The 25,398-nt window shown below is 71.2% G+C and carries 27 protein-coding genes; 18 read left to right on the plus strand and 9 right to left on the minus strand.

Going from position 1 to position 25,398, the window contains the following annotated elements:
* Positions 1–86 precede the first annotated feature (86 nt).
* Complete coding sequence (locus U2P90_RS05525) at positions 87–422, plus strand: DNA-binding protein (protein WP_322474124.1); 336 nt, start codon at positions 87–89, stop codon at positions 420–422.
* Positions 423–517: 95 nt separating this feature from the next.
* On the opposite strand, the gene U2P90_RS05530 is transcribed toward U2P90_RS05525, so the two are convergent.
* A complete protein-coding gene (locus U2P90_RS05530) occupies positions 518–1,507 on the minus strand; it encodes an MBL fold metallo-hydrolase (protein WP_322474125.1) in 990 nt (329 codons plus the stop codon).
* Positions 1,508–1,722: 215 nt separating this feature from the next.
* Between U2P90_RS05530 and U2P90_RS05535 the strand changes: the two genes are divergently transcribed.
* Positions 1,723–2,529 carry a hypothetical protein gene (locus U2P90_RS05535; protein ID WP_322474126.1) on the plus strand — a complete coding sequence of 269 codons (807 nt, stop codon included), beginning with the start codon at positions 1,723–1,725 and terminating at the stop codon, positions 2,527–2,529.
* Positions 2,526–3,278 (plus strand): hypothetical protein, encoded by a 753-nt coding sequence (locus U2P90_RS05540; protein ID WP_322474127.1) that lies wholly within the window; start codon positions 2,526–2,528, stop codon positions 3,276–3,278. The genes U2P90_RS05535 and U2P90_RS05540 overlap by 4 nt, the downstream gene beginning before the upstream one ends.
* Here the strand turns inward: U2P90_RS05540 and U2P90_RS05545 are convergent.
* Both U2P90_RS05545 and U2P90_RS05550 read right to left on the minus strand, forming a co-directional pair.
* Positions 3,267–4,154, minus strand: coding sequence for an EamA family transporter (locus U2P90_RS05545; protein ID WP_416173942.1), 888 nt, complete (start codon positions 4,152–4,154; stop codon positions 3,267–3,269). The genes U2P90_RS05540 and U2P90_RS05545 overlap by 12 nt on opposite strands.
* Before the next feature lie 86 nt (positions 4,155–4,240).
* On the minus strand, positions 4,241–6,742 hold the full coding sequence (locus tag U2P90_RS05550; protein ID WP_322474129.1) for a heavy metal translocating P-type ATPase: 2,502 nt from the start codon (positions 6,740–6,742) through the stop codon (positions 4,241–4,243).
* Positions 6,743–6,909: 167 nt separating this feature from the next.
* On the opposite strand from U2P90_RS05550, the gene U2P90_RS05555 reads away from it, so the two are divergent.
* The 4 genes from U2P90_RS05555 to trxA are packed head-to-tail and all read left to right on the plus strand — an operon-like array spanning position 6,910 to position 8,467.
* Positions 6,910–7,125 (plus strand): CopZ family metallochaperone, encoded by a 216-nt coding sequence (locus U2P90_RS05555; protein ID WP_322474130.1) that lies wholly within the window; start codon positions 6,910–6,912, stop codon positions 7,123–7,125.
* The gene (locus U2P90_RS05560; RefSeq protein ID WP_322474131.1) at positions 7,122–7,721 is read left to right on the plus strand and encodes a DUF305 domain-containing protein; all 600 of its coding nucleotides are present in this window, start codon (positions 7,122–7,124) and stop codon (positions 7,719–7,721) included. Before U2P90_RS05555 ends, U2P90_RS05560 begins: the two co-directional genes overlap by 4 nt.
* Positions 7,718–8,029 carry a metal-sensitive transcriptional regulator gene (locus U2P90_RS05565; RefSeq protein WP_295817672.1) on the plus strand — a complete coding sequence of 104 codons (312 nt, stop codon included), beginning with the start codon at positions 7,718–7,720 and terminating at the stop codon, positions 8,027–8,029. The genes U2P90_RS05560 and U2P90_RS05565 overlap by 4 nt, the downstream gene beginning before the upstream one ends.
* A gap of 12 nt (positions 8,030–8,041) precedes the next feature.
* Entirely contained in the window at positions 8,042–8,467 is a 426-nt protein-coding gene (gene trxA / locus U2P90_RS05570) for a thioredoxin (protein WP_322474132.1), read from the plus strand.
* Between the two features lie 66 nt (positions 8,468–8,533).
* Here trxA and U2P90_RS05575 read toward each other — a convergent pair whose 3' ends face one another.
* Positions 8,534–8,812, minus strand: coding sequence for a metal-sensitive transcriptional regulator (locus tag U2P90_RS05575; RefSeq protein ID WP_295817751.1), 279 nt, complete (start codon positions 8,810–8,812; stop codon positions 8,534–8,536).
* 290 nt (positions 8,813–9,102) lie between these two features.
* Here U2P90_RS05575 and U2P90_RS05580 point away from each other — a divergent pair, with 290 nt between their 5' ends.
* The 3 genes from U2P90_RS05580 to U2P90_RS05590 all read left to right on the plus strand — a co-directional run bounded on the left by U2P90_RS05580 (position 9,103) and on the right by U2P90_RS05590 (position 11,275).
* The gene (locus tag U2P90_RS05580; protein ID WP_322474133.1) at positions 9,103–10,491 is read left to right on the plus strand and encodes an MBL fold metallo-hydrolase; all 1,389 of its coding nucleotides are present in this window, start codon (positions 9,103–9,105) and stop codon (positions 10,489–10,491) included.
* Between the two features lie 93 nt (positions 10,492–10,584).
* The gene (locus U2P90_RS05585; protein WP_295822495.1) at positions 10,585–10,926 is read left to right on the plus strand and encodes a rhodanese-like domain-containing protein; all 342 of its coding nucleotides are present in this window, start codon (positions 10,585–10,587) and stop codon (positions 10,924–10,926) included.
* A gap of 31 nt (positions 10,927–10,957) precedes the next feature.
* Positions 10,958–11,275: a rhodanese-like domain-containing protein gene (locus tag U2P90_RS05590; RefSeq protein WP_322474134.1), complete on the plus strand. Its 318-nt coding sequence runs from the start codon at positions 10,958–10,960 to the stop codon at positions 11,273–11,275.
* Between the two features lie 101 nt (positions 11,276–11,376).
* On the opposite strand, the gene hisIE is transcribed toward U2P90_RS05590, so the two are convergent.
* Positions 11,377–12,036, minus strand: coding sequence for a bifunctional phosphoribosyl-AMP cyclohydrolase/phosphoribosyl-ATP diphosphatase HisIE (gene hisIE / locus U2P90_RS05595; RefSeq protein WP_322474135.1), 660 nt, complete (start codon positions 12,034–12,036; stop codon positions 11,377–11,379).
* Complete coding sequence (gene hisF / locus U2P90_RS05600; protein WP_322474136.1) at positions 12,033–12,824, minus strand: imidazole glycerol phosphate synthase subunit HisF; 792 nt, start codon at positions 12,822–12,824, stop codon at positions 12,033–12,035. Before hisF ends, hisIE begins: the two co-directional genes overlap by 4 nt.
* A gap of 197 nt (positions 12,825–13,021) precedes the next feature.
* On the opposite strand from hisF, the gene U2P90_RS05605 reads away from it, so the two are divergent.
* Together U2P90_RS05605 and U2P90_RS05610 are read left to right on the plus strand one after the other, a co-directional pair.
* Entirely contained in the window at positions 13,022–13,462 is a 441-nt protein-coding gene (locus U2P90_RS05605; protein ID WP_295822488.1) for a response regulator, read from the plus strand.
* Between the two features lie 63 nt (positions 13,463–13,525).
* A complete protein-coding gene (locus tag U2P90_RS05610; RefSeq protein WP_295822486.1) occupies positions 13,526–14,353 on the plus strand; it encodes a DUF72 domain-containing protein in 828 nt (275 codons plus the stop codon).
* A 140-nt stretch (positions 14,354–14,493) separates the two neighbouring features.
* Here U2P90_RS05610 and U2P90_RS05615 read toward each other — a convergent pair whose 3' ends face one another.
* The 3 genes from U2P90_RS05615 to nirB all read right to left on the minus strand — a co-directional run bounded on the left by U2P90_RS05615 (position 14,494) and on the right by nirB (position 18,357).
* Positions 14,494–15,330, minus strand: coding sequence for a uroporphyrinogen-III synthase (locus tag U2P90_RS05615; protein WP_295822484.1), 837 nt, complete (start codon positions 15,328–15,330; stop codon positions 14,494–14,496).
* Positions 15,309–15,683, minus strand: a complete 375-nt coding sequence (gene nirD / locus U2P90_RS05620) for a nitrite reductase small subunit NirD (RefSeq protein WP_295822482.1) — start codon at positions 15,681–15,683, stop codon at positions 15,309–15,311. Before nirD ends, U2P90_RS05615 begins: the two co-directional genes overlap by 22 nt.
* A gap of 112 nt (positions 15,684–15,795) precedes the next feature.
* Positions 15,796–18,357: a nitrite reductase large subunit NirB gene (gene nirB / locus U2P90_RS05625; RefSeq protein WP_322474137.1), complete on the minus strand. Its 2,562-nt coding sequence runs from the start codon at positions 18,355–18,357 to the stop codon at positions 15,796–15,798.
* Positions 18,358–18,586: 229 nt separating this feature from the next.
* Here nirB and U2P90_RS05630 point away from each other — a divergent pair, with 229 nt between their 5' ends.
* From U2P90_RS05630 to U2P90_RS05655, 6 genes are all read left to right on the plus strand, one after another.
* A complete protein-coding gene (locus U2P90_RS05630; protein ID WP_322474138.1) occupies positions 18,587–20,680 on the plus strand; it encodes a molybdopterin oxidoreductase family protein in 2,094 nt (697 codons plus the stop codon).
* The gene (cynS, locus tag U2P90_RS05635) at positions 20,677–21,156 is read left to right on the plus strand and encodes a cyanase (RefSeq protein ID WP_322474139.1); all 480 of its coding nucleotides are present in this window, start codon (positions 20,677–20,679) and stop codon (positions 21,154–21,156) included. The genes U2P90_RS05630 and cynS overlap by 4 nt, the downstream gene beginning before the upstream one ends.
* Before the next feature lie 67 nt (positions 21,157–21,223).
* Positions 21,224–22,450 (plus strand): CmpA/NrtA family ABC transporter substrate-binding protein, encoded by a 1,227-nt coding sequence (locus U2P90_RS05640; RefSeq protein WP_322474140.1) that lies wholly within the window; start codon positions 21,224–21,226, stop codon positions 22,448–22,450.
* Between the two features lie 15 nt (positions 22,451–22,465).
* Complete coding sequence (gene ntrB / locus U2P90_RS05645) at positions 22,466–23,284, plus strand: nitrate ABC transporter permease (RefSeq protein WP_322474141.1); 819 nt, start codon at positions 22,466–22,468, stop codon at positions 23,282–23,284.
* The gene (locus U2P90_RS05650; protein ID WP_322474142.1) at positions 23,277–24,113 is read left to right on the plus strand and encodes an ABC transporter ATP-binding protein; all 837 of its coding nucleotides are present in this window, start codon (positions 23,277–23,279) and stop codon (positions 24,111–24,113) included. Before ntrB ends, U2P90_RS05650 begins: the two co-directional genes overlap by 8 nt.
* A gap of 19 nt (positions 24,114–24,132) precedes the next feature.
* On the plus strand, positions 24,133–25,368 hold the full coding sequence (locus U2P90_RS05655) for an MFS transporter (protein ID WP_322474143.1): 1,236 nt from the start codon (positions 24,133–24,135) through the stop codon (positions 25,366–25,368).
* Positions 25,369–25,398: the final 30 nt, after the last annotated feature.

The raw sequence follows: 25,398 nt of genomic DNA on the forward strand, positions 1-25,398 counted from the left end.
ATGTGCCGGGCGGCCCGCTGTTCACGCGGCCTTGAGACTGGGCGCTGCCCCACGGAAGCGCCGGGCACCGTCGCCCACGGTGGAGCATGGCGAAAAAAGCGGTGGATCTGAGCATCCCGAAAGGCGTCCAGGAGAACGCGAAACGCGGCCTGGAACTCCGCGCCGAACACGGCTTCGGCGGCACAAAGGTCGGAGAGGCGACGGCGCGGCTCCTGGCCGAGGGCGGTACGGTCACGGCCCGCAAGGCGCGGCACATCAGCCGGTACTTCCCCCGGCATGCCGGAGACAACCTCGACCAGACGGGGAAGGGCGGCAAGGCTCCGTCGCGTGGGTACATTGCGTGGCTGTTGTGGGGCGGGGACGCCGGGCGGACGTGGAGCGAGAAGGTCGTGAAGGCACTGGACGAGGGCGAGCAGGGCTGAACCTGACGGAGTCTGTCAGTTCGGCGGCCGTGGGGCGCGTACGCTGGAGCATGATCCCCACGACCCCCTGACGCTGGCCGCGCGCGATCCGGTGACTATGTCAGCCAGCCGTCCGGGAACGACGTGGCCGCGAAGGTCTGCCGGGCGGTCTCCAGTAGCTCGGGCCAGCGTTCTGGGCGGTAACGGCGCGACAGGTGCAGCAGTGTCAGGGTCTGCACCTGCGCGGCGTGGGCCAGCGCGGCCACCTGCGCAACGGTGGTGTGCTGGTGCCGGTGCGCGAGTTCGGCGTCCTCCGGGGCGTACTGCGCCTCGGCATACAGCGTCTGCACGCCGTTCAGCAGCGGAGCCAGCCGGGCCTGTTCAGCTCCGTCCAGCAGGAAGTCCGTGAAGTACGCGAGACTTCCGCCCACCTCGCGCCGGAGCACAGCCGCGCGGAGGGTGTCGGCGTCGTGGACGGTGCCGCTCACGTCCAGTTCGCCGGTCGCACCCTGTTTCAGGGCCGCGAGCCACGGGCCGCCCTGCAGGCCCAGCGCGGCGAGGGCCGCCGTGTCCACGCTCACGCGCTCCGGCTCGCGCAGGATGAAGCCCAGGCTGCGCCCGTGGTGCTCCAGGGGCACGGCCTGGACGCTGACCTCCGGGGTGGTCAGGATCACACCGTCGTGCGGGCGCGTGCCCTCGTCGTGCGGGGTGGCGTAGGCCTCGTGGGCCTCGAAGCGGAAGGACTGCACGTGGCTGTCGTGAACGTCGTGCACGACGTACCGGCCGCGCAGTTCCGGCGCGTGGTTCCACCAGTACCCCTGGAAGCGGTGCCCCAGGATGCGGGCGGTGCCGGGCGGCCCCCACACGTGGCCGGGCTGCGGCCGGTCGAAGGTGGCGCGGAAGAAGTCGTCGAAGCCGCCCACGTGATCCATGTGCAGGTGCGAGAACAGCAGGTGATCCGTGGCCTGCACGTCCGCGAACGGCACGCCATGCAGCACGCCGGCCCCGCAGTCCAGCAGCAGCCGCGTGCGGCCCTGCCCGCTGTCCGCCGTGATCCACAGCGCGTTGTCCTCTGCTGGTCGGCCCAGCACCTGTGCCCGGATCATGGAGCGCAGTATGTCCCCGCCTGCGGTGCCGCCGCATCCGGCACGTGGCCCACCGGCCGGCCGGTACGATGGCGTATGGTGCCTGTCCCCCGGCGAGACGTGAATCCGGCCTGTCCTGACTGCACTCCGGGCCGGAGAACCGGCGCTTCTTCCGCTGCGGACGTGGATCATGGAACCCGCCCTGACCGTCACGCGCCGGTCGTGTGGCCTCAGCATTGATCACCCCGCCCGTGGGTCGGCTGGGGCTGCTCGCCCTGGCGCACGCGGCGCTGTGGCTGGGCCTGAACCGGTCGCTTCCGTGGCCTGAGCGCCTCGCCGCGTATGGCGCGGCGCTGTGGGCGGCGGCGACCCCGGACACGTGGGCGACCGTCGCGCCGGAGGTCGTCCTGACCGGCACGTATCTGCTGCTGGGCACGCTGCTCGCATGGGGGCTGGTGGGTGTGCTCCGGCGCGTGCGGCCAGGGGCGCTGTGGGTGCTGGAGACCGTGCCGCCCTTCCTGCTGCTGGTGGCGGCGCTGGCCCTGGGGCTGGCAGTCACGGTACCGCGCGGCTGGACGTTCCCGCTGACCCCCTGGGCGCCGCTGATGCTGCTGCTGTTCGCGTGTGCCCTGGCCGTGCCGGTGGCTGCCCGCGCCACGGTGCAGGGCCTCGGGGCCTTCCGGGACGCCTGGGGCGCGCCCTTCACCCGGGTGGGCCGCGCCATGGGTCTGCCCGAGGCGCGGCTCTCGGCCCGGGCGTGGGCGGTGGGGCGGCCCGTCGCGGCCCGCACCCTGGCGGGCGAGGCCCTGAACGTCGTCGTCTCGCTGGCGGTGCTGGAGGGCCTGCTTCAGTTTCCGGGCGTGGGCAATGCGGTGTACCAGGCGGTGCAGGCCACGCTGGGGGGCACAGCTGCCGGCCCAACCGATGAGGGAGCGCTGGCCCTCGCGCTGGCTGCCCTGATCGCGCTGGGGGGCGTGGCCGGCACGGTGCTGCGCCACGCCGGGCACCGGCTGGATCCGCGCCCGCCGCCGGAGGACGTGTGAGGTGGCTGCTGCTTCCCCTGCTGCTCGTGGCGCTGCTGGCTCCACGCGCCGAGTGCCCGGTGCGGGCGCTGGTCGCCCCACCGGGCGTGACGGATGCCGCCGCGCTGCGCACGCCGCCCCTGCGGGTGGGCGATCCCCTGGCCCCACTGGGCACCGACCGCTTCGGGCGGGACGCGGCGTGTGTCCTGCCACGCGCGCTGGGCCTGTGGCGCGGCTGGCATGGACGGGGCGCGTGGGTGCCGGAGCTGCCGGCGCTGCTGGTCGCGGCGCTGCTGCTGGGTCGGGGGTCGTTCCGGCTGGTGCTGGCGGGTGCGGTGGCGCTGCTCACGGCGCGGCTGGTGTCGGCGCAGGTGGCGGCGGTGCGCCGCGAGGGCTTCGTCGAGGGTGCCGCCGCGCTGGGTGGCCCGGCCGCGCACATCCTGCGGGTTCACGTGTGGCCTCACCTGCACCCACGGCTGCCCGCCGTGCTGGGCAGCGTGCTCAGCGCCGTGTTCCTGTGGCTCATGGAACTGGGGGTGCTGGGCTTTCACGATCAGCCGACCCTGACCGTGGCCTTCACAGACGGTCTGGACACCGTGCCGGATGTCACCGCCGTGCCACTGAACGCGGATCTGGGGCAGCTGATCAGTTTTTCCCGCTGGACGTGGCTGGACACCCCGGAGGGGCTGGCGTGGCCCGTGCTGCTGCTGACCCTCCTGACCCTCGCCCTGAAGGACGCGGTGCGGGCCGGCCGGCGGTCACGCGACTGACCGCGCGGTGCGCGTGCGCCACCACCGCCCACCGAACACGTGCAGGACGAGCCCCACGAACACCAGCACGGCCCCCAGCGCCTTGCCGGGTGGGAAGGCCTCGTGGTACGCGACAGCGCTGGCGATGATGCCGAACACCGGCACCAGCAGCGACAGCGGCGCGACCCGGCCCGCCCCGTGGCGCTGGATCAGCGCGGCCCAGATGCCGAAGCCCAGCACGGTGTTCCCCAGGCCCATGAACACGATGGCCGCCCAGAACCCCGGCCCAGACTGGGTCAGCGTGCGGCCCACGGCCTCCCAGCCACCCGTGAGTCCAGCCAGCAGGGTCAGGGGGAGTGGAGGGATCAGGGCGCTCCACACGACCAGACTGAACATGTTTGCGCCGCCCGATGCCCGCACCAGCAGGTTGCTGACCGCCCAGCCCAGCGCAGCGGCCAGCGTCAGGCCCAGGCTGACCAGCGGCAGGTCGCCGCCGGACAGCCCGCCGATCACGCCCATCCCGGCAAAGGCCAGCGCGATGCCCGCCGCCTGCCACGGCTGGATGCGTTCCCCCAGGAACCGGGCGGCCAGCAGCGCCGTGAAGAAGGCCTGCATCTGCATGAGCAGCGAGCCCAGGCCGGCGCTCATGCCGAGCTGGATGGCGAGGTACAGCAGACCGAACTGGATCACGCCCACGGTCAGGCCGTAGCTCCACAGCAGGCGGGCGGGCATCCGGGGCCGGGCCACAAAGAACACGGCAGGTACGGCGGCCACCGCGAAGCGCAGCGCGGCGACCAGCAGGGGAGACGCGCCCGCCACCGACCACTTGATCACGATGAAGTTCACGCCCCAGATCAGCGTGATCAGCAGTGCCAGTCCCAGGGCACGGGCGTTCAGCGGCGGCAGGGCAGACGGCGTGCTCACTGGGGGCGAGTGTACGCCCGCCGGTGGGCACGCCGTCCGGGGGGACGGAACGCGGCGGCCTACGCCGGGACGGGCTGTCCGGCCGGACGCGCCGCCACCGCCTGCGCGGACACGGGTGCCCGGAAGCCCCGCAGCCGCAGGGCGTTGGTGAGCACGAACACGCTGCTCAGGCCCATGGCCGCCGCCGCCAGCACGGGGTTCAGGTTCACGCCCAGCGAGGGCGTCAGGACGCCCGCCGCCACCGGGATGAGCAGGACGTTGTACGCGAAGGCCCAGAACAGGTTCAGGCGGATGTTCCGCAGCGTGGCGCGGCTCAGGGCCACGGCGTTCGGGACGCCGCGCAGGTCGCCGGCCATCAGGATCACGTCGGCCGTCTCGACCGCCACGTCCGTGCCCGTGCCGATGGCGACGCCCACGTCCGCGCTCGCCAGGGCGGGGGCGTCGTTGATGCCGTCGCCGACGAAGGCCACGCGCGCCCCGCCCGCCTGCAGGGCGGCCACGACGTCGCTCTTGCCGCCGGGCAGCACGCCCGCGTGCACGGTGTCGATGCCCAGGCTGCGGGCGATGGCGTGCGCGGTGCGCTCGTTGTCGCCGGTGACCATCGCGACCCTCAATCCCAGCGCGTGCAGCGCCCGCACGGCCTCGGCACTGCCGGCCTTCACGGGGTCGGCCACGGCGATCACGGCGGCCAGGGTGCCGTCCACGGCGGCATACAGCGGGCTCTTGCCCTCGTCGCCCAGGCGGGCGGCCTGCGCGGCGAACGGCGCGACGTCCAGGCCCAGTTCGGTCATGTAGCGGTCGGCCCCGATCTGCACGCGTTTCCCGTCCACAGTGGCCTCCAGGCCCAGGCCGGGCCGCGCCTGGAACGCTGTGGCGACCGGCACGTCCAGCCCCTCGCGGGTGGCCGCGCCGATGATCGCGCGGGCGATGGGGTGCTCGGAGTCGCCTTCGGCCCCGGCGATCACGCGCAGCACGTCCGCCCGCTCGAAGCCCGGCTGCACGTGCAGGTCGGTCAGCTCGGGGTGCCCCAGGGTCAGGGTGCCGGTCTTGTCCACGGCGATCACGTCCACGCCGCCCAGCGCCTCCAGGGCCGTGCCGCTGCGGAACAGCACGCCCAGCGCCGCCGCGCGCCCCGTGCCGACCATGACGCTGGTCGGCGTGGCGAGGCCCATGGCGCACGGGCACGCGATGATCAGCACCGCGACCGTGTGCACCAGCGCCTGCGACAGCGCGTCCGGGCCGCCGAGCAGCCACCACGTCAGGAACGTGAGGGCCGCGATGACCAGCACGATCGGCACGAACACCGCCACCACGCGGTCGGCGAGGCCCTGGATGGGCGGCTTGCTGCCCTGCGCCGTCTCGACCAGCCGGATGATCTGCGCGAGCGCCGTGTCGTTCCCCACCCGCGTGGCGCGGAAGGTCAGGGTGCCGTTCCCGTTCAGGGTGCCGCCCACGACGGCCGCGCCCGCACTCTTGGCGACGGGCACGCTCTCGCCGGTGATCATGCTCTCGTCCACCCACGACTCGCCACTCTCGACGGTGCCGTCCACCGGCACCTTGCCGCCGGGGCGCACGCGGATCACGTCGCCCTCGCGCACGTCGTCCACGGGCAGCTCGACGTCCTGGCCGCCGCGCACGACGGTGGCGGTGGCGGGCTGCAGGGCCAGCAGGGTCTTCATGGCCTCGCTCGTGCGGCCCTTCGCGACGGCCTCGAAGTACTTGCCCAGCAGGATCAGCGTGATCACCACCGCGGACGCCTCGAAGTACACGTGCGCGCTGCCCGCCGGGAACAGGCCGGGCGCGACCGTCACGAGCACGCTGTACCCGTACGCGGCCAGCGTGCCGATCATGACCAGCGAGTTCATGTCGGGGCTGCGGTGGCGCAGCGCCGCCCACCCGGACTTCAGGAAGCGCCGCCCGGGGCCGAACTGCACCGGCGTGGCGAGCGCCAGCATGACCACGTTCAGGGTCTGCATGCCCACCGTGTCCATCAGCCACATCTCCAGCGCGGGCCACAGCATGGGCAGCATCGCCAGGAGCAGCAGCGGCACGGCGAACGCGGCGCTGAACACCACGGCGCGGCGCATGTCCTGCACCTCCTGCTCGCGCGTCGCCCGCTCGGCGTCGGCGCGGGCGGCCCCCGCCCCGGTGTCCAGCACGTCGTACCCGGCGTCGCGGATGGCGGCCTTCAGCTGGCCCACGCTCACGCTGCCCAGCGCGTCCACGCTGGCCCGCTCAGTGGCCAGATTCACGGTGGCGTCCAGCACGCCGTCCACCTTCCGCAGCGCCCGCTCCACGCGGCCCACGCACGCCGCGCAGGTCATGCCGGTCACGCTCAGCTCCGTGTGTGCCGTGCGGGCCTCGTAGCCGGTGTCCTGCACCTTCCCGATCAGGGCGGGCACGCCGGTCACGGCCGGGTCGAAGGTCACGGTCGCCCGCTCGGTCGCGAGGTTCACGGTCGCGTCCTGCACGCCGTCCACCTTCTTCAGTCCACGTTCGACCCGCCCCACGCACGCGGCGCAGGTCATGCCGCCGATCTCGAGTTCGATGGTCTTGCTCATGGCATCTCCTGACCCCCCAGGGGGGGATACGGGTTCAGGCTACGCCCAGGCCGGTTTGAATACAAGGTGTCCAGCACCCATCCAGCCGTCATCTGAGTGGAGGATTGAGGATCACTGTGTGCCCCACGCCGTTGACAGCCCCCCGGGGGAGGGTCTAGCCTCCGGGCATGACGACCCCCACCACCGAACTGAACATCACCGGCATGACCTGCGGCCACTGCGTGAAGGCCGTCGAGGGGGCCCTGAGGGCCATCCCCGGCGTGCAGGCCGTGACCGTCGACCTCGCCGGCGGCCGCGCCACCGTGCAGGGCGACGCCGACCGGAACGCCATGCTGGCCGCCGTGACGGAAGAGGGCTACTCGGCCCAGGTCGCCGGAGCATGATCCGCACCCTGACCCTGGCCCTGCTGCTGACCGGCGCGGCCCTCGCGGGCGGGGGCGGGGCCCCCATGGCAGGCGGCATGGGGAGCATGGATCACGGAGCGCACGGCATGGCGGGCATGGACATGCCCATGAGCATGCAGGCCATGGGCGAACAGATGACCGCCGAACTCCGCCCCCTGCGCGGCCGGGCCTTCAACGTCCGCTTCGCGCAGCTCATGGCCGACCACCATCAGGCCGCCATCGACATGGCCCGCATGGAGGTCATGCGCGGCCAGGACGCCCGCGTGAAGGCCGCCGCGCAGCAGGTCATCGCCGCACAGGAGCAGGAGATCGCCACCATGACCGGCTGGATCAGGGCGTGGACGGGCCAGGACTACACCCCGAAGGGCATGGGGATGGACATGGAGGTCATGGGCAGCGTGGATCGCTGGTTTCTGACCGGCATGATCCCCCACCACCGTGGTGCGATCGCCATGGCGAAGCTCGCGCCCACGCACACGCAGGACATGCAGGTGCGCGCCCTGGCCGCCGACATCATCCGCGCGCAGCAGGCCGAGATCACGCAGTACACGGCGTGGCAAAGGGTCGTGAAATGAGCGCCGACACCGCCCCGCACTGCCACGTGGAAGGCAAGCTGTGCATGCCCGAGGACGCCCGCAAGCGCGCCAGCCGCCGCCTGAGCATCGCGCGCGGCCATCTGGAGAGCATCGTCCGGATGCTCGACGACGAGGACGTGTACTGCGTGGACGTCCTGCGGCAGATCAAGGCCGTGCAGGGCGCGCTGAGCGGCGCGACGGAGGTCGTGCTGCGCGGTCACCTCGAGGCGCACGTGGCGACCGCCCACGAGCGCGGCGACACCGTGGAGATCGTCGAGGAACTCATGGCGGCGTTGAAGTACGCGTAGAGGAGGGACGAGATGAGCGACATCCTGACCTGCGCCCAGTGCGGCGCGAAGAACCGCGTGCAGACTGTTCCGGCCGGGCAGGTGCCGGCGTGCGCCCGCTGCGGCGCGAACCTGCCGTGGCTGCACGACGGCACGGACGACAGCTTCGCCGCCGACATCGTGGCGGGCGTGCCGGTCATCGTGGACTTCTGGGCCCCGTGGTGCGGGCCGTGCCGCGTGGTCGGGCCGGTGCTGGAGCAGATCGCCCGCGAGCAGGCCGGGAAGGTGCGCGTGGTGAAGGTCAACGTGGACGAGAACCCCCGCACGCCCGGATCGTTCCAGGTGCAGGGCATTCCCACCATGATCGTGTTCAAGGACGGGCAGCCCGTGGAGCGCATCGTGGGCGCGGTGCCCAAGGGCGAGATCGAGCGGACACTGGCGGCCGTCCAGGCGGGCTGACCGGGCACCCAGAACCGACGCCGACGAGGGTCTGTCCTCGTCGGCGTCGGTTCTGGGTGGATTCGTCTACCCGCGCAGGAGCTTCACGGCGCGGACGACGTCCTGTGGGGTGACCTTCTCGCCGGGGTGGGCGCGGCAGCCGGACGCGTACTGTTCAAGGATCTGCTCGCCGGCGGCGTCCAGGGCACTGCGCACGCCAGAGAGCTGGATCAGGATGTCGTGGCAGTCGCGGCCTTCCTCGATCATGCGCTGCAGGCCGCGCACCTGGCCCTCGATACGGCGAAGCCGCTTGAGAACCCGTTCGTCCGTGTCGCTGAGGGGTGGGGGAGTGGGCGGGGTCGTCATGGCGTTCCTTTCGCGGGGTGGGGTGGGGGAGGCGTGACCCCCAGTATCGCTCAGGTGGGGGGGAAACGGCAGGTGTCGGCGCGACGGCCAGATGATGGGGGTATCGGGAGGGTGCGGTCGGCGGAGCGGTGCGGGCCGGTGGCCTGTGGTGGATGGCCGGCGCGGGGCGATGTGGATGGAACAGCTGACATGTTCGGTCACTTTGTTGACAGTATACCCCTGGGGGGTTTAGGGTCAAGCCATCCGGAACGGGCCAGTCCTTCCACAGCCGGTTCCGCCAGGAGACCCGCATGTACTTCGAACGCTTCTACGATCCGGATCTGGCCCAGGCGTCCTACCTGCTCGGGTGCCAGAAGACCGGCGAGAGTCTGGTCATCGATCCCGTCCGCGACATCGGCATCTACACGCGCGCTGCCGCCGCGCAGGGCCTGCGGATCACGCACGTCACCGAGACGCACATCCACGCCGACTACCTGAGCGGCAGCCGCGAACTCACCGCGTCTGCGGGCGCGCAGCTCCTGCTCTCCGGCGAGGGCGGCCCGGAGTGGGCGTACGCCTTCCCGCACACCGGCCTGCACCACGGCGACGCGTTCATGGTCGGCAACCTGCGCGTGGAGGTGCTGCACACGCCCGGCCACACGCCGGAGAGCGTGTCGTTCCTGCTCACCGATACCCCCCGGGGGGACACGCCGGTCATGGTCTTCACCGGCGACTCCGTGTTCGTCGGCGACCTCGGCCGCCCCGACCTGCTCGACGAGGCCGCGGGCGGCGCGGACACCCGCTACGCCGGCGCACGGCAGCTGTTCGCGTCCCTGCGCGACACCTTCCTGACCCTGCCGGACTTCGTGCAGGTCTGGCCCGGTCACGGCGCGGGCAGCGCGTGCGGCAAGGCGCTGGGCGCGGTGCCGAGCACGACCGTCGGCTACGAACGCGCCCTGAGCTGGTGGGCCCCGCTGGTGCAGACCGGGCACGAGCAGGCCTTCACGGACGAACTGCTGTCCGGCCAGCCCGACGCGCCCCTGTACTACGGCCGCATGAAGGTGCAGAACCGCGCCGGCCCCGCCCTGCTGGGCGACGTGCGCCCCCTGCCCCGGCTGGACGCCGCCACCGTGCACGAGCGCCTGGAGGCCGGCGCGCGCCTCATCGACACCCGCCCACGCGCCGAGCACCACGCCAGCGCGCCCACCGGCAGCGTGAACCTCCCCGACGGGAACACGCTGGAGACCTGGGCCGGCTGGCTCCTCGACCCCGCCCGTGATTACGTGCTGCTGGCGACGCCGGAACGCGCCGAGGCCCTGCGCCGCCGGCTGTGGATGGTCGGCATCGACCGCGTGGTGGGCTTCACTGCGACTGCCGACGGCCTGGACGCCCAGCCCGCGCCGCCCCTCCCGGCCAGTGAGCTGGCGCGGCACGACGGTGCGCTGATCCTCGACGTGCGGAGGAAGACCGAATACGACGCCGGCCACCTCCCCGGCGCGCGGCACCTGCACGCGGGCCGTCTGCCGTGGGCGCTGGACACGCTGCCCCGTGACCGGGAGATCGTCGTGCACTGCCAGGGCGGAGCGCGCAGTGCCGCCGCCGCGAGCCTGCTGCGCGCCGAGGGCTTCCACGTCAGCGAACTCGCCGGCGGGTACGACGCGTGGGCGGCGGCCCAGGCCCGCGACCCGCACCCCATCTGAACGCGACCGCGTCGGAGCTGGCCGGAATCAGGTCGGCTCCGGCCGTCTGACCCTCCACAGTCCCTCCGTTCCCATCCTTCCAGGGCGGCCCAGATGATCGCATTCTTCAGGAACCTCGTGAGCGGCCTCCAGGGCCCACCGTCCCTCAGCCCGCAGGAAGCACAGGCGCTCGTGACGTCCGGCGCGGTGCTGCTCGACGTCCGCAGCGCCGCCGAACGTAAGGCGCTGTCCATTCCCGGCAGCACGCACATTCCCCTGGGCGACCTGCCCGCCAGGCTGACCACCCTCCCGAAGGGCAGGATCATCGTGTGCCAGTGCGCCAGCGGTGCGCGCAGCGCCCAGGCGACCCGCCTCCTCACGGACGCCGGCCTGGATGCCCGCAACCTCGGCGGCGGGATCACCGCATGGCGCGGCGCGGGCCTGCCCACCAGGTAGACGCACCGATCCACCCACAGGAGACGAACGCATGAGCTACACAGACATCTTCACCGCTGAACTCGACGCCACCCTCCGTGACGGAGCCGCCCTGTACGACGTCCGGGAACCGGGCGAGTACACGCAGGGCCACCTCCCCGGCGCGATCAACATCCCCCTCTCCGAACTCCAGGGCCGCGAGGGCGAGATCCAGACCCCCGCCGTGATCGTGTGCCTCAGCGGCGGGCGCAGTGCCCAGGTGGCCTCATACCTGGCCACGCAGGGCCGGACGGGCGTGATGAACCTCTCTGGCGGCACGCTGGGCTGGATGCGCGAGGGCCGCGAGATCCGCACCGGCGACCAGCCGTGACCCGCACGGCATGATCGTCGCGTGGATCGGCGCGGCCCTGATCGGCCGGTGCGGATTCGGGTCGGCTTCCCTCGACGTCGGCGGGGTGACCCGACTTCCGTCTATCCCACTTCTTTAGGCCCCTTGAGTCCGGTCTTCCCCTCACGGGCCTGGAGTACGGCCGCGACGTCGCCGGGGGACACGCCGACCTCGGCCAGGGCGAACAGCAGGTGGAACATCAGGTCGGCGGCCTCGGTGGCGAGTTCGGCGCGGTCGGCGTTCTTGGCGGCCAGGAGCACCTCGCCAGCCTCCTCACTGATCTTCTTCAGCACGCGGTCAATGCCGCCGGCGTGCAATCTCGCCACGTAACTGTTTTCTGGCAGCGTGGCGAGACGCTCGGAGATCGTGGCGTACACGCGTTCCAGCGTGCCGTCCAGGCCGGCGGCGGGCGCGGTGCCGTCCAGCAGGGGGCGGTGGAAGCAGGAGTACTCGCCGGTGTGGCATGCCGGCCCCGTCTGCTCGACGCGGTACAGGACGCTGTCGCCGTCGCAGTCGAGCTGCACGTCCACGACGCGCTGGGTGTGGCCGCTCGTCGCGCCCTTGACCCACTGCTCGCCACGCGAGCGCGACCAGTACGTGGCCTCGCGCGTGCTCAGGGTGCGCTCGATCGCGGCCCGGTCGGCGTACGCCTGCATCAGCACCGCGCCGGTGCGTGCGTCCTGCGTGACGACCGCCACGAGGCCGTCCGCGCCGAAGCGCACGTCGTCCAGCGCGGCGCTCACGCGTCCCTCCATTCGGGACGCACCGGGACGCCCTGGCCGTGCAGGTACGCCTTCACCTGCGGCACCGTCAGCTCCCCGAAGTGGAACACGCTGGCGGCCAGGGCGGCGTCCGCGTGCCCGCCGTCCGGGCCGCCGAGCAGCACGTCGCGGAAGTCTTCCAGCCTGCCCGCGCCGCCCGAGGCGATCACGGGGAGATCCACGGCCTGCGACACGGCGCGCGTGGCCTCCAGGTCGAAGCCGGCGCGGGTGCCGTCGGCGTCCATGATGTTCAGGCAGATCTCGCCCGCGCCGAGGGTCTGGCCCGTCACGGCCCACTCGATCAGGTCGCGGCCGGTGTCCACGCGGCCGCCGGCGCGGTGCACGTTCCAGCCGCTGCCGTCCGGGCGGCGCTTGGCGTCGATGGAGAGCATCACGCACTGCGCGCCGTGGTGGTCGCTGGCCTCGCGGATCAGCTCCGGGCGGGTGAGCGCGCCGGAGTTCACGCTGATCTTGTCCGCGCCGGCCAGCAGCAGCGAGCGGAAATCGGACAGGGCATTGACGCCGCCGCCGATGGTCAGGGGCATCATCACCTGCTCGGCGACCTGCGCGGCCACGTCCAGCATCAGTGAACGGCCCTCATGGGTGGCGGTGATGTCGTAGAACACCAGTTCGTCGGCCTGCTGCGCCTCGTAGGCCTGGGCCAGGGTCAGCGGATCGCCGGCGTCGCGGTGGTCCTCGAAGAAGCGGACGTTCTTCACCACCCGGCCGCTCTGCACGTCCAGGCAGGGAATGATGCGCTTGGTCAGCATGGCGGGCAGTCTACCCGCGCTGGAGGTGGCGGGCACCGTGCCTGTCGAGGTGCCGCCCCAGCCACCCAACTGTGCCAAATCTTTAAAGAATCTTCATGCTCTTTGATAGAATCTGTACAGGGCAGGAATCGCTGGCCCGGACGGCTCGTCATGAACCGTGTTCACTCGCCGCCAGCCTGGTTCAATCTGGGAGAGACGTGAAGACCCGCAGGATCCTGCTCGTAGACGACAACCCGAATGATCTGGAACTGGCGATGAACGCGTTCGGCGAGATGGGCAGTGACGGCATCGATTATCAGGTCGGTGTGGCCAGCAGCGGCGTCGAGGCCATCTCGATCATCCGGGACGCGCTGAGACGCGGCACCGAGCACCTGCCGGACCTGATCCTGCTGGATCTCAAGATGCCCCAGATGGACGGTCTGGCCGTGCTGGACGCCATCCGTGCCGAGGAAGAGCTGCGTACCATTCCGGTCGTGATGCTCACCACCAGCGGGGAAGACCGGGACATCCGCGATTCCTATGCCCACGGCGCGAGTGCCTACGTGATCAAGCCGCTGGACTTCACCCAGTTCCGCGAGGCCATGCACACCATCCGCTCGTTCTGGACGAATCTGAACCGGCACCCGCGCCTGAACTGAGCGCGTCTTGCGCGGCCCTTCACGCCGCCGGTCACGCCGTCCGGCCTCCCGTAAGCTGGAGTCATGCGCGTGTACATCGGCTGCGGCGGCTACAGCAACGACGACTGGGCGGCCCCGGGCCTGATCTACGAGGGCGTGAGGAAAGACGCCTACCTCGACACGTATGCCCGCCACTTCGATGCGGTGGAACTCAACAGTTCCTTCTACGCCATTCCTGGCCTGAAGGCCTTCGAGGGTATGGCCCGCAAGAGCGGCGGGCGTACCCGCTTCGCCGTGAAGCTCAACAAGGCCTTCACCCATGACCGCGCGCCCACCGATGTGGACTACGACCGCATGCTCCAGAGCCCCGAACCGCTGCGCGAGGCCGGGATGATGGGGCCGTACCTGGCGCAGTTTCCGTTTTCCTTTCACCGCACCGCCGAGAACCGCAAGTACCTGCTGATGCTCGCCGAACGCTTCGCCGGACATGAACTGGCCGTGGAACTCCGGCATGCCAGCTGGGATAAACCCGAAGTCCGGGACGGCATGGGCGAGTACGGCCTGATCTGGGTCAGTCCGGACTATCCGCCGGTGGGCGGCATGCCCGAACCGCAGGTGCACGTGACCGGCGATGTCGGATACCTGCGGCTGCACGGCCGCAATGCGGGCAGCTGGTGGGAAGGCACGAGCGCCGCCGAACGCCACGACTACCGGTACACCCGCGCCGAGATGGACGAGTGGGCCGAGAAGATCGCGGTCGTGAACGATGATCTGAGCGAGCTGTACGTGTTCTTTCAGAACACGACGAAGGGCCACGCCCTGAAGAACATCCCCATGCTGCGTGACGCCCTGAACGCCCGTGGTGTGCCGGTGCAGACCCCGGATCCCGGCGATGACGGGCGACTGCTGTAGCCGCGGGCGAGGTGCGCCGGACGGCGAGGCGCAGGGCACCGGCCGTGCCCGGGGGTTCCAGAGGCACGGCCGGCCAGATCGTCGCGGGGAGGTGGAGCGGTGCATCCCGGCAGTCCGCTCCGGCTCCGGGGTGCAAGGGGTCAGCCGGTCTTGCGCAGCGTCCGCTCGGCGATGATGCCCGGCGCGTGCTCGGCGGCGGTGCGCACCAGGATGCCCATCTTGTGCGGGTTGGCCTCCAGGTCGATGCGCAGGCCCAGGTCGGCCGCGGCCTCGCTGCACGCCGGGCCGATGCTCACGAGCACCAGACGGTTCAGGGCGGCGCGGGTCTCGTCGAGCAGGCCCATCTTCTCGGCGTATTTCAGGAAGTGCAGGATCTGCGTGCCGCTGGACAGCAGCAGGATGTCGGGGCCCCCCAGCACCACGTCGCGCACGGCCTGCGCGAGCGGCGCGGTGTCGAGCGGGAACGCGCAGCGGTACACGGGCACCGAGCTCACGCGGATCCCGACGTAGCCGAGTTCGCGCAGCATGGCGGTGGGCGTGGCCTCGCCGTACTCCAGGATCACGGCGTGCTGACCGCGTTCCAGGCGCGCACTCAGGGCCTCCATGACCTCCTGCCAGGTGTGCGGGCGGGGCACATTCACGCCGGTCAGCCCGAACTCCTTGAGCGCCTGCAGGGGCTTGCTGCCGCGCGCGATCAGCGGCACGTCCCTCAGGAGATCCAGCAGCGCGGGGTCGCGGGCCACGAGTTCCCGCAGGAACAGCCGCGTGCCCACGCCGGTCATGCACGCGAGCGCGTGGATCATGCCGCCGCGCAGGTCCCGCTCGAAGGCGGCCAGCGGCTGGGTCAGATCCAGCTTCTGCTCGCGCATGCTGGGGGCCACGGTGGCGTGACCGCCGTACTTCTCGATCAGCGTGGCCATCTCCTCGCTGCGCCGGGATTCCAGGCTCAGAACCTTCAGACCGCCGAACCAATCCATACGTCACCTCCCTCCACCCGCACCGGGTACGTGGGAAGCGCGGTGGCCGGGTCGTCGAGGGACTCGCCGGTCGCGAGATCGAAGGCGTTCTTCAGCAGCGGCGAGGCGACCTTCACGCGCGTCTCGCCGCCCTTCGTGTAGCTGCCGGTCAGGCCGCGCGAGATGACGTTCGCGCCGGTGCGGGGATCGCGGTTGCCGACGGCGTACACTCGGCCGGCGACGTGGAACACGGCGACCTGCTCGCCGTTCACGAGGGCACACACGCCCAGGCCGGGCAGGATGTCGCGCAGGGCGCACACGGCCGTCCACGAGGACGACGGCGCGGAGGACGGGGGAGAGGACATCAGGGTCATGCGGGACTCCTTGGGGGAGGGGTGTGCGGGGAAGGGGACGTGGATGACGGGCGCAGCGGCGGTTGTCGTTGTTGTCCGACCACGCCCCATCCGGTGCGGATCGTCACGGCGCTCAGTCGTCGCCGCCGGCCATCGGCAGCGGGACGAGTTCATGCAGGGAGGCGGGGCGGATCTGGCCGCGCTCGTCGACCCACTGGATGCCGTCGTCGCGGGCATCCGAGTTCACGAAGGTGCGGAAGCGGGCGCGGATGGCGGGGTCGGCGACCGCCGCGGCCCACTCGTCCTGGTACGTGCCGACGTGCCGCGCCATCTCGGCGTCGAGCTCGGCGCACAGGCCCAGGCGGTCGTCGATGATCACACTGCGCAGGTAGTCCAGGCCGCCCTCGAGGTTCTCCAGCCACGTGCTGGTGCGCTGCAGGCGGTCGGCGGTGCGCACGTAGAACATCAGGTAGCGGTCGAGCAGCGTGATGACCTCGTTCTCGCTCAGGTCGCTGGCGAGCAGCACGGCGTGCTTGGGCGTCACGCCGCCGTTGCCGCCCACGTACACGTTCCAGCCCTTCTCGGTGGCGATGATGCCGAAGTCCTTGCTGCGGGCCTCGGCGCACTCGCGGGTGCAGCCGGACACGCCGCTCTTGAGCTTGTGCGGGCTGCGCAGGCCGCGGTAGCGCAGCTCCAGCCGCACGGCGAGGGAGGTGGAGTCCTGCACGCCGTAGCGGCACCACGTGCTGCCGACGCAGCTCTTGACGGTGCGCAGGCTCTTGCCGTACGCGTGCCCGCTCTCGAAGCCCGCCGCGATGAGTTCCTCCCAGATGGCCGGGAGGTCGTCGCGGTGCGCGCCGAGCAGGTCGATGCGCTGCCCGCCGGTGATCTTGCAGTACAGCCCGAAGCGTTTGGCGACCGCCCCGATGGCGATCAGGCCCTCGGCGGTGATCTCGCCGCCCGGCACGCGCGGCATGACCGAGTACGTGCCGTTCTTCTGGATGTTCGCCAGGAACGCGTCGTTGGTGTCCTGCAGCGGCGCATGTTCGGGCTTCACGATGAGGTCGTTGTGCAGGCTCGCCAGGATGCTGCCCACCGCGGGCTTGCAGATCTCGCAGCCCAGGCCGGTGCCGTGCGCGGCGAGCACCTCGTCCCAGGTGGTGTGCCCCTTCACGCGGATCACGTCGAACAGTTCCTGCCGGGAGTACGGGTAGTGCTCGCACACGTGGTTCGTGACCGTCTCGCCCAGGCGGCGCAGTTCACTCTGCAGCAGGCCGTGCATGCTGGGCACGCAGCCGCCGCAGCCGGTGCCCGCGCCGGTGCACGTCTTCAGGCTCGCCACGTCGCGCGCGCCGTCACCGATCGCGGCGCACAGGGCGCTGGCGCGGACGTTCTCGCACGAGCACACCAGCGCGTCGGCGGACGTCATGACGGCCCCGCCGGGCAGCGGCGGCACGATCAGCGTCTCGGGCGGCACGGTCAGGGTCGTGCCGGACAGCGTCAGGTCGAGCAGGTCGCTGTAGCGGGAAGTGTCGCCCACCAGCAGGCCGCCCAGCACCGCCTTGCCATCGGCCGACAGCACCAGCTTGGAGTACGTACCGCGCACGTTGTCGCTCAGGCTGACCGTGCGGGAGTCTGGCGTCGCGCCCTTCGCGTCGCCGAAGGAGCCGACCTCCACGCCCAGCAGTTTGAGCTTGGTGGACAGGTCGGCCCCGCGGAAGTGCAGCGGCTCGCCGTCCAGCACGCCCACGCTGCGCAGGATGTTCGCGGCCGCCACCTTCGCCATCTGGTAGCCGGGGGCCACGAGGCCATACACGCGCCCGTCGTGCAGGGCGCACTCGCCCACCGCGTACACGTGCGGGTCACTGGTGCGGCCCGTGTCGTCGATCTGGATCCCGCCGCGCTCGCCCACGGTCAGGCCGGCGGCGCGGGCGAGGTCGTCGCGCGGGCGGATGCCGGCCGAGAAGACCAGCAGATCCGTGTCGAGGTGCGTGCCGTCGGCGAAGTCCAGGCCGGACACGCCCCCGGCGGCGTCCACCGTGAGCTGCGTGGTGGCCCTGCTGACGTGCACGCCGATGCCCATGGCCTCGATGGTGCGCTTCAGTGTCGCGCCGCCCTCGGGGTCGAGCTGCGCGGGCATCAGGTGCGGCGCGAACTCCACGACGTGCGTCTCCAGGCCCAGCTTGCGCAGCGCCCCGGCGGCCTCCAGGCCGAGCAGGCCGCCGCCGATGACCGTGCCGGTCTTCGCGTGCGTGGCGGCCTCCCGGATCGCGTCGAGGTCGTCGAGGGTGCGGTACACGAACACGCCCGCCGCGTCCCGGCCGGGCACGGGCGGCACGAAGGGGAACGAGCCGGTGGCGAACACGGCCGCGTCGTAGTCGAGCACGCGCCCGGCGACGGTCACGGTGCGGCCGGTCACGTCGACGTGCTCGGCCTTTCCGTACACGACCGTCACGCCCTGCTCGGCGTAGCCGTCCTCGGTGGCCAGCGCCAGGTCGGGGCGGGGGTCGTCGAAGTGTGAGGAGAGGTGCACGCGGTCGTAGGCGAGGCGGGGTTCCTCGCTGATCACGGTGATGTGCAGGGCGGTCGCGTCGGCGTGGGCGCGCAGCTGGTCGACCAGGCGGTGGCCGACCATGCCGTTGCCGATCACCACAACGTGCGGGCGGTGCGGAGCTGGGTTGGGGGTGTTCGTCATATCTCCTCCCGGGGGCGTGCCACCTTCGCACGCAGGCCGGAGTGGCCTCCGTCGCGCCCTATTGAGCAGGATTGGATGCAGATTGTCAAGCTGATCCTGTCCAAAACGGCAAAATATGATGGACACCCTGCACAAGTGTAGACAGATCGTGCGAAATGTTGGCCAATCTGGTGACGCCAGACCGGTTTGGCCTTGACGTGGTATCCACCAGACAGGCAACGTGGACGGCATGACCGCGCCCACCACCACCGACGCGCGCATCGTCCGCACCACCTGCCCGTACTGCGCGGTGCAGTGCACCTTCGACCTACACATCGAACGCGGCCTGCCCGTCAGGGCTGCCCCCACCAAGGACTGCCCCGTCGCGCACGGCACCGTGTGTAAGAAGGGCCTCGCCGCCCTGAACGACCTGCGCCACCCGGAGCGCCTGACGACTCCGCTGCTGCGCAAGAATGGAGAACTCGTCCCGGTGGACTGGGCCGAGGCGCTGGCCTATGTCCGGGATGCCCTGACCCCGCTGCTGGCTACACGCCCCGACGCGGTCGGCGTGTTCGGCAGCGGCAGCCTGACCAACGAGAAGACGTACCTGCTCGGCAAGTTCGCCCGCGTGGCGCTGAAGACCGCGAACATCGACTACAACGGCCGCTACTGCATGTCCAGCGCGTCGGCGGCCCTGAACCGCACCGTGGGCTACGACCGCGGCCTGGGCTTCCCGCTGGCCGACATGGGAGAAAGCGACCTGATCCTGCTCGTCGGCGCGAACATCGCCGAGACGCTGCCGCCGATCATGCAGTACCTCAAGGCCGCCAAAGACCGCGGCGGGATCATCTACGCCATCGACCCGCGCGCCACGACCACCGCCAAGGTCGCCGGACAGCACCTCGCGCCCCGCGTGGGCACCGACGGCGTGCTCGCGCTGGGCGTGCTGCACCTCATGAAGCTGTGGGGGAAGATCCGCCCGACCGCGCCCGCGCACGGCATGCCCGCCGTGCTCGCCCAGGCCGACGACTACCCCCCCGCCCGCGTGGCCCACGAGTGCGGCCTGCCCGAGGCGGACGTGCTGACCCTGGCCCGCCGCTACGCCGACGCCGCGAAACCCCTGATCCTCACGGGGCGCGGCGCGGAGCAGCACGCCCACGGCACCGACACCGTCCAGGCCTGGCTGAACCTCGCCTACCTGACCGGGCACTTCGGCAAGCCCGGCGGTGGCTACGGCACCCTGACCGGCCAGGGCAACGGCCAGGGCGGCCGCGAGCACGGCCAGAAGAACGACCAGCTGCCCGGCGCGCGCTCCCTGAAAGACCCCCGCCACCGCGCAGAGATGGCCGCGTTCTGGGACGTGCCGGAGGCCGACCTGCCCCGCCCCGGCCACTCCGCGCAGAACCTCCTGAACGCCTGCGGCCGCGAGATCGAGGCGCTGATCGTGCTGGGCTCCAACCCGGTCGTGAGCGCCGCCGGGGCCGGACAGGTCACGGAGAACCTCCGGGCCCTGAAGCACCTGATCGTGATCGACTTCCTGCCCAGCGAGACCGCGCAGCTCGCCACGCTGGTGCTGCCCGGCAGCATGTGGTGCGAGGAGGAGGGCACGACCACCAACCTCGAGGGCCGCGTGCAGCGCCGCCGCCGGGCCATCACCGCGCCCGGCGCGGCCCGCGAGGACTGGCGCATCCTGTGCGACCTCGCCCACGCCGTCGGCCGCCCGCACGGCTTCACGTACGCCACCTTCCGCGACCTGCAGGACGAGTTCTTCCGCGCCACCAGGGGCGGCAAGGCCGACTACTCCGGCCTGAGCGCCGAACGCCTCGACCGCGCCACCGCGCAGTGGCCGGTGCGCAGCGCCGACGGCCCCGACACGCCGTACGCCTACGCGCCCACGTACCCGACCGGCGACGGCCTCGCCACGCTGCACGCGCCGACCTTCCCGCTCCCCACCCCGCCAAGGCAGCTCACCCTGACCACCGGGCGGCTCGGGAACCAGTACCAGAGCGGCACGCAGACCCGCCGCAACGCCGCCCTGAAGGCCGAGAACACGGCGCAGATCCACCCGGACACCGCCCGCGACCACGGCCTGCGCCCCGGCGACCACGTGACCCTGCGCACCGTGCACGGCGTGACCACCCTGCCCGTGTCGATCAGTCCCGCCATCCGGCCCGACACGGTGTTCCTGCCGTTCCACTGGCCGGACACCGCGAACCTGCTCACCGACCCCTACACCCTCGACCCGCACTCGAACATGCCCGCCTTCAAGGGCACGCCCGTGACGCTGCTGCCCGCCCACTCGGTGGCCGGCACGCCCATCCGCCCGGAGGTGGCCCTCGCATGACGACCACGACTGTCCCCACGCCCACCCGCCCCGAACTCCTCGCGCAGCTCGCCGCGGCCCGCCACGAGCGCCGCCTGACCCTGGCCGAACTGGCCGCCCAGACCGGCACGGATCGCGTGTGGCTGGCCGCCGCGCTGGACGGCCAGCACCCCATGCCGCTGGCGCTGGCGCAGACGCTGCTGCGCACGCTGGGCCTCGACCCGGCGCACGCGCCCGCCCTGACCGGCGTGCCCATGCGCGGCGCGTTCCAGACGCTGCCGCCCACCGACCCCACCCTCTACCGCCTGTACGAGGTGCTGCAGGTGTACGGCCCCGCCCTGAAGACCCTGATCCACGAGGAATTCGGCGACGGGATCATGAGCGCCATCAACTTCCGGCTGGAACTGCACCGCGAACCCCACCCGGACGGCGACCGCGTCGTGATCACCATGGCCGGCAAGTACCTCCCGTACCACTGGGCGTCCCCCGAGCCCTGACGCCGGGCCCGAGCCCCGCGCCCCCCGCCTGCACCCCGAGCCCCCACCGCCCCGCCCTGGAGACCCGATGAGCGACCGCCGCACCTTCCTGAAACTCGCCGCCAAGACCGCCGCCGTGACTGCTGCCAGCACCATGCTGCCCCGCTTCAACATCGCGTCCGCGCAGAGCCGGCCCATCAACATCGGGTTCATCCCGCTCACCGACTGCGCGAGCGTCGTCATGGCCCAGGAACTCGGGTACTTCAAGAAATACGGCGTGACCGTCAATATCCTCAAGCAGGCGTCGTGGGCGAACACCCGCGACAGCCTGCTCAGCGGCGACCTGCACGCCGCCCACTGCCTGTTCAGCCTGCCGCTGAGTGTGTACAGCGGCATCGGCGGCCCTGCCGGGCGGGAACTGCCGATCGCCATGGTCATCAACAACAACGGGCAGGCCATCACGCTGGAGAACACCTTCAAGGCGGCCGGCGGCGACCCCAAGGCCGCGGGGGAGATCATCCGCAAACTGATCGCCCAGGGGAAAGCGCCTACCTTCGCCATGACCTTTCCCGATGGCACGCACGACATCTGGCTGCGCTACTGGCTGGCGCACGCGGGCGTCCCGCAGGGCAAGGTCGGGATCATCACCGTGCCGCCCCCGCAGATGGTCGCGAACATGAAAGTCGGGAACATGGACGGCTTCTGCGTCGGGGAACCGTGGGGCGGCGTGGCCGTCGAGCAGGGCATCGGGTTCACGCACGTGACCACGCAGCAGATGTGGCGCAACCACCCCGAGAAGGCCCTGGTGCTGAACAAGGAGTTCAGCGCCCGCAAGGACGAGGTCAAGGCGGTCATGCGCGCCGTGCTGGACGCCAGCGCGTGGCTGGACTCGCTGCCCAACCGCCGGCAGGCCGCCAAGGTCATCAGCGCCAGCCGCTACGTGAACGCCCCCGCCGACGTCATCCAGGATCGCCTGGAGGGCAAGTACGAGATGGGCGGCAGCATCGGCACGCGGCAGTTCCTGGGCGACCAGATGATGTTCTCCCGCAGCGGTCAGACCAGCATGCCCCGCCACGCGCACGCCATGTGGTTCCTCGCGCAGTACGCGCGCTTCGGTCTGGTCAAGCAGGCCCCGGACTACGAGGCCGTCGCCGACAAGCTCCTCATGACCGACCTGTACCGCGAGGTCGCGAAAGAAGCTGGCCTGAAACTCCCCACCGACGACATGGCGAAGATCAAGACCACCCTCGACGGCCTGACCTTCGACCCCAAGCGTCCCGCCGACTTCGTCCGGGCCCACCCCATCCCGGTCTGAGCCCCAGGAGTTCCCATGACCATCACCCAGAGTGCCGCCCCCACCCCGGCCCCCCGCCCCCGCGTGAACGTGAGAGCTCCCCTGCAGTCCCTGGGTTTCTTCCTGCTGGGCCTGGGCCTGCTGACGCTGGTGTACGTCCTCCTGAGCACGCTGCGCAGCGACCTGCCGAAACTGGGCGAGATCGGCGCGGCGCTGTACACCCTGTTCCGCGACCCGTGGTACAACCGCGGCCCCAACGACCAGGGCATCCTGAACCTGCTGTACTCGTCGCTGCAGCGCGTGTTCTCCGGCTTCGCGCTGGGCGCGCTGGTCGCCATCCCGCTGGGCGTGGTCATGGGCAGCGTGCCGGGCTTCCGCAAGGCGCTCGACCCCATCGTGCAGCTGCTGCGCCCGGTGTCGCCGCTGGCGTGGTTCCCGATCGGGCTGGTGCTGTTCAAGTCCGCCGAGCCGGCCACGGTGTTCATCATCTTCATCACGGCGCTGTGGCCCACCGTGATCAACACGGCCTTCGGCGTGAGCGGCGTGCCGCAGGACTTCAAGAACGTCGCCCGCGTGTTCCAGTTCACGCCCACGCAGTACATCTTCCGCGTGCTGATGCCCTACGCCCTGCCGCACATCGTGACGGGCCTGCGGATCTCGTTCGGGATCGCGTGGATGGTCATCGTGGCCGCCGAGATGCTCAGCGGCAAGAGCGGCATCGGCTTCTACGTGTGGGACGCGTGGAACGCCCTGAACCTCCCGAACGTCGTGAGCGCCATCCTGATCATCGGCGTGACCGGGTTCCTGTTCGACCGGCTGTTCAACGTGCTGGAGAAGAAGGTGTCGTATGTCTGAGGCCCACACCCTGCCGCAGAAGGCCTCCGCCATCGCGTCGCCCCTGACCCCGGCGCTGGGCATCCAGGGCGTGCACCGCCGCTACGGCAGCTTCGTGGCGCTGGAGGACGTGAACCTGGACATCTGGCCCGGCGAGTTCGTGAGCATCATCGGGCACTCCGGGTGCGGCAAGAGCACCCTGCTGAACCTCATCGCCGGCCTCGACCACCCCACGGACGGCCAGGTGCAGATTCTGGGACGCACCATCACCGGCCCCGGCCCCGACCGCTCCATGGTCTTCCAGAACTACTCGCTGCTGCCGTGGCTGAGCGTCCGCCAGAACGTCACCGAGGCCCTCAAGGCCGCCCGGCCCGACCTGGGCGGCGCGGAGCGCGAGACGACCACCGATCATGCCCTGAAGACCGTGGGCCTGTGGCCCCACCAGCACAAGCGCCCCAGCGCCCTCAGCGGCGGGCAGCGCCAGCGCGTCGCCATCGCCCGCGCGTTCGCCGTGCACCCGCGCGTGCTGCTGCTCGACGAGCCCTTCGGCGCGCTCGACGCGATCACCAAGGGCAAGCTGCAGGACGAACTGCTGGGCCTGTGGAGCGCCGAGGGCGAGGGCGGCATCAGCAACGTCGTCATGGTCACGCACGACATCGACGAGGCCATCTACCTCAGCGACCGGATCGTCGTGATGAGCAACGGCCCGCGCGCCCACATCCACGAGGTGCTGAAGGTCGACCTGCCCCGCCCCCGCGACCGCGCCGCGCTGGTCAAGAGCGACACGTACCAGGAGCTCAAGGCCCACATGCTGCACCTGCTCGGCACCGTTCTCGCCACCCACCACTGACCTGCCCCGGAGGCCCACCATGACGACCCCCGCCCCCACTGCCCTGCCGCTGACCCAAGGTGCCCGCCGGGTCGTGACCTTCGCCACCCTGGGCTTCACGCTGATGTTCGCCGTGTGGGTCATGTTCGCCATCGTGGGCCTGCCCATCCGCAAGGAACTGGGCCTGACGGACGCGCAGTTCACGCTGCTCACCGCCATTCCCGTCCTGACCGGGTCGCTGCTGCGCCTGCCCGCCGGCATCTGGGCCGACCGCTACGGCGGCAAGACGATCTTCCTGGGCAACCTGCTCATCACCGCGGCCTTCGCCCTCGCGCTGTCGTTCGCCAGCGGCTACAACCTCCTGCTCGCCCTGGCGCTCGGCGTGGGCCTCGCCGGCGTGAGCTTCGCGGTCGGCAACGCGTGGATCGCGCAGTGGGTGCCCACCGCCCGCCAGGGCCTCGCGCTGGGCACCTTCGGCGCGGGCAACGCCGGCGCGAGCATCACCAAGCTCGCCGCGCCCGCCCTGATCACGCTGGTGCCCGCCGGCCTGCTGATTCCCGGCGGGTGGCACTTCGTGCCGTTCGTGTTCGCGATCCTGCTCGTGCTGTGCGCCGCTGCCACCGCCCGCCTCACCCCGCCCGACGCCGTGCAGCACAGCGAGCGCACCCTGGCCGACTGGCTGCAGCCACTGGCGCGCGCGCAGGTGTGGCGCTTCGGGCTGTACTACGTGGTGTTCTTCGGCGCGTACGTCGCATACTCCCTCTTCCTGCCCAAGTACTACGTCGACCACTACGGCATCCCGCTCGCGCAGGCGGGCCTGCTGACCGCGCTGTTCATCTTCCCCGCGAGCCTGCTGCGCCCCCTGGGCGGGTACCTGTCCGACCGCTTCGGGCCGCGTGCCGTCACGGTCGCGTCCTTCGGGATCATGCTCGTGGGCCTGCTGCCCCTGATGCGCGAGCTGCCCGTCACGCCGTTCATGCTGCTCACCACCGTCGTCGGCGTCGGCATGGGCGTCGGCAAGGCCAGCACGTACACGCTGGTCGCCCGCTGGAACCCCGGCCAGATGGGCGTGGTGGGCGGTCTCGTGGGCCTGCTCGGCGGCCTGGGCGGCTTCTTCCTCCCGCTGATCTTCGCGGCGCTCAAGCCCAGCGTCGGCGCGCAGACCGCGTTCATCGTGCTCTTCGCCCTGACGCTCGGCGCAGGCGTGGTCTTCGTGGCGAACATGCTGCGCCTCAAGGTGCTCGGCCGCAACCCCACCCTCGCCACGCCCGCCTGACCGCCACCGCCTGATTGCCACCGTCATGCC

This window comes from Deinococcus sp. AB2017081 (assembly GCF_034440735.1).
Taxonomy (GTDB): Bacteria; Deinococcota; Deinococci; order Deinococcales; family Deinococcaceae; genus Deinococcus; species Deinococcus rufus.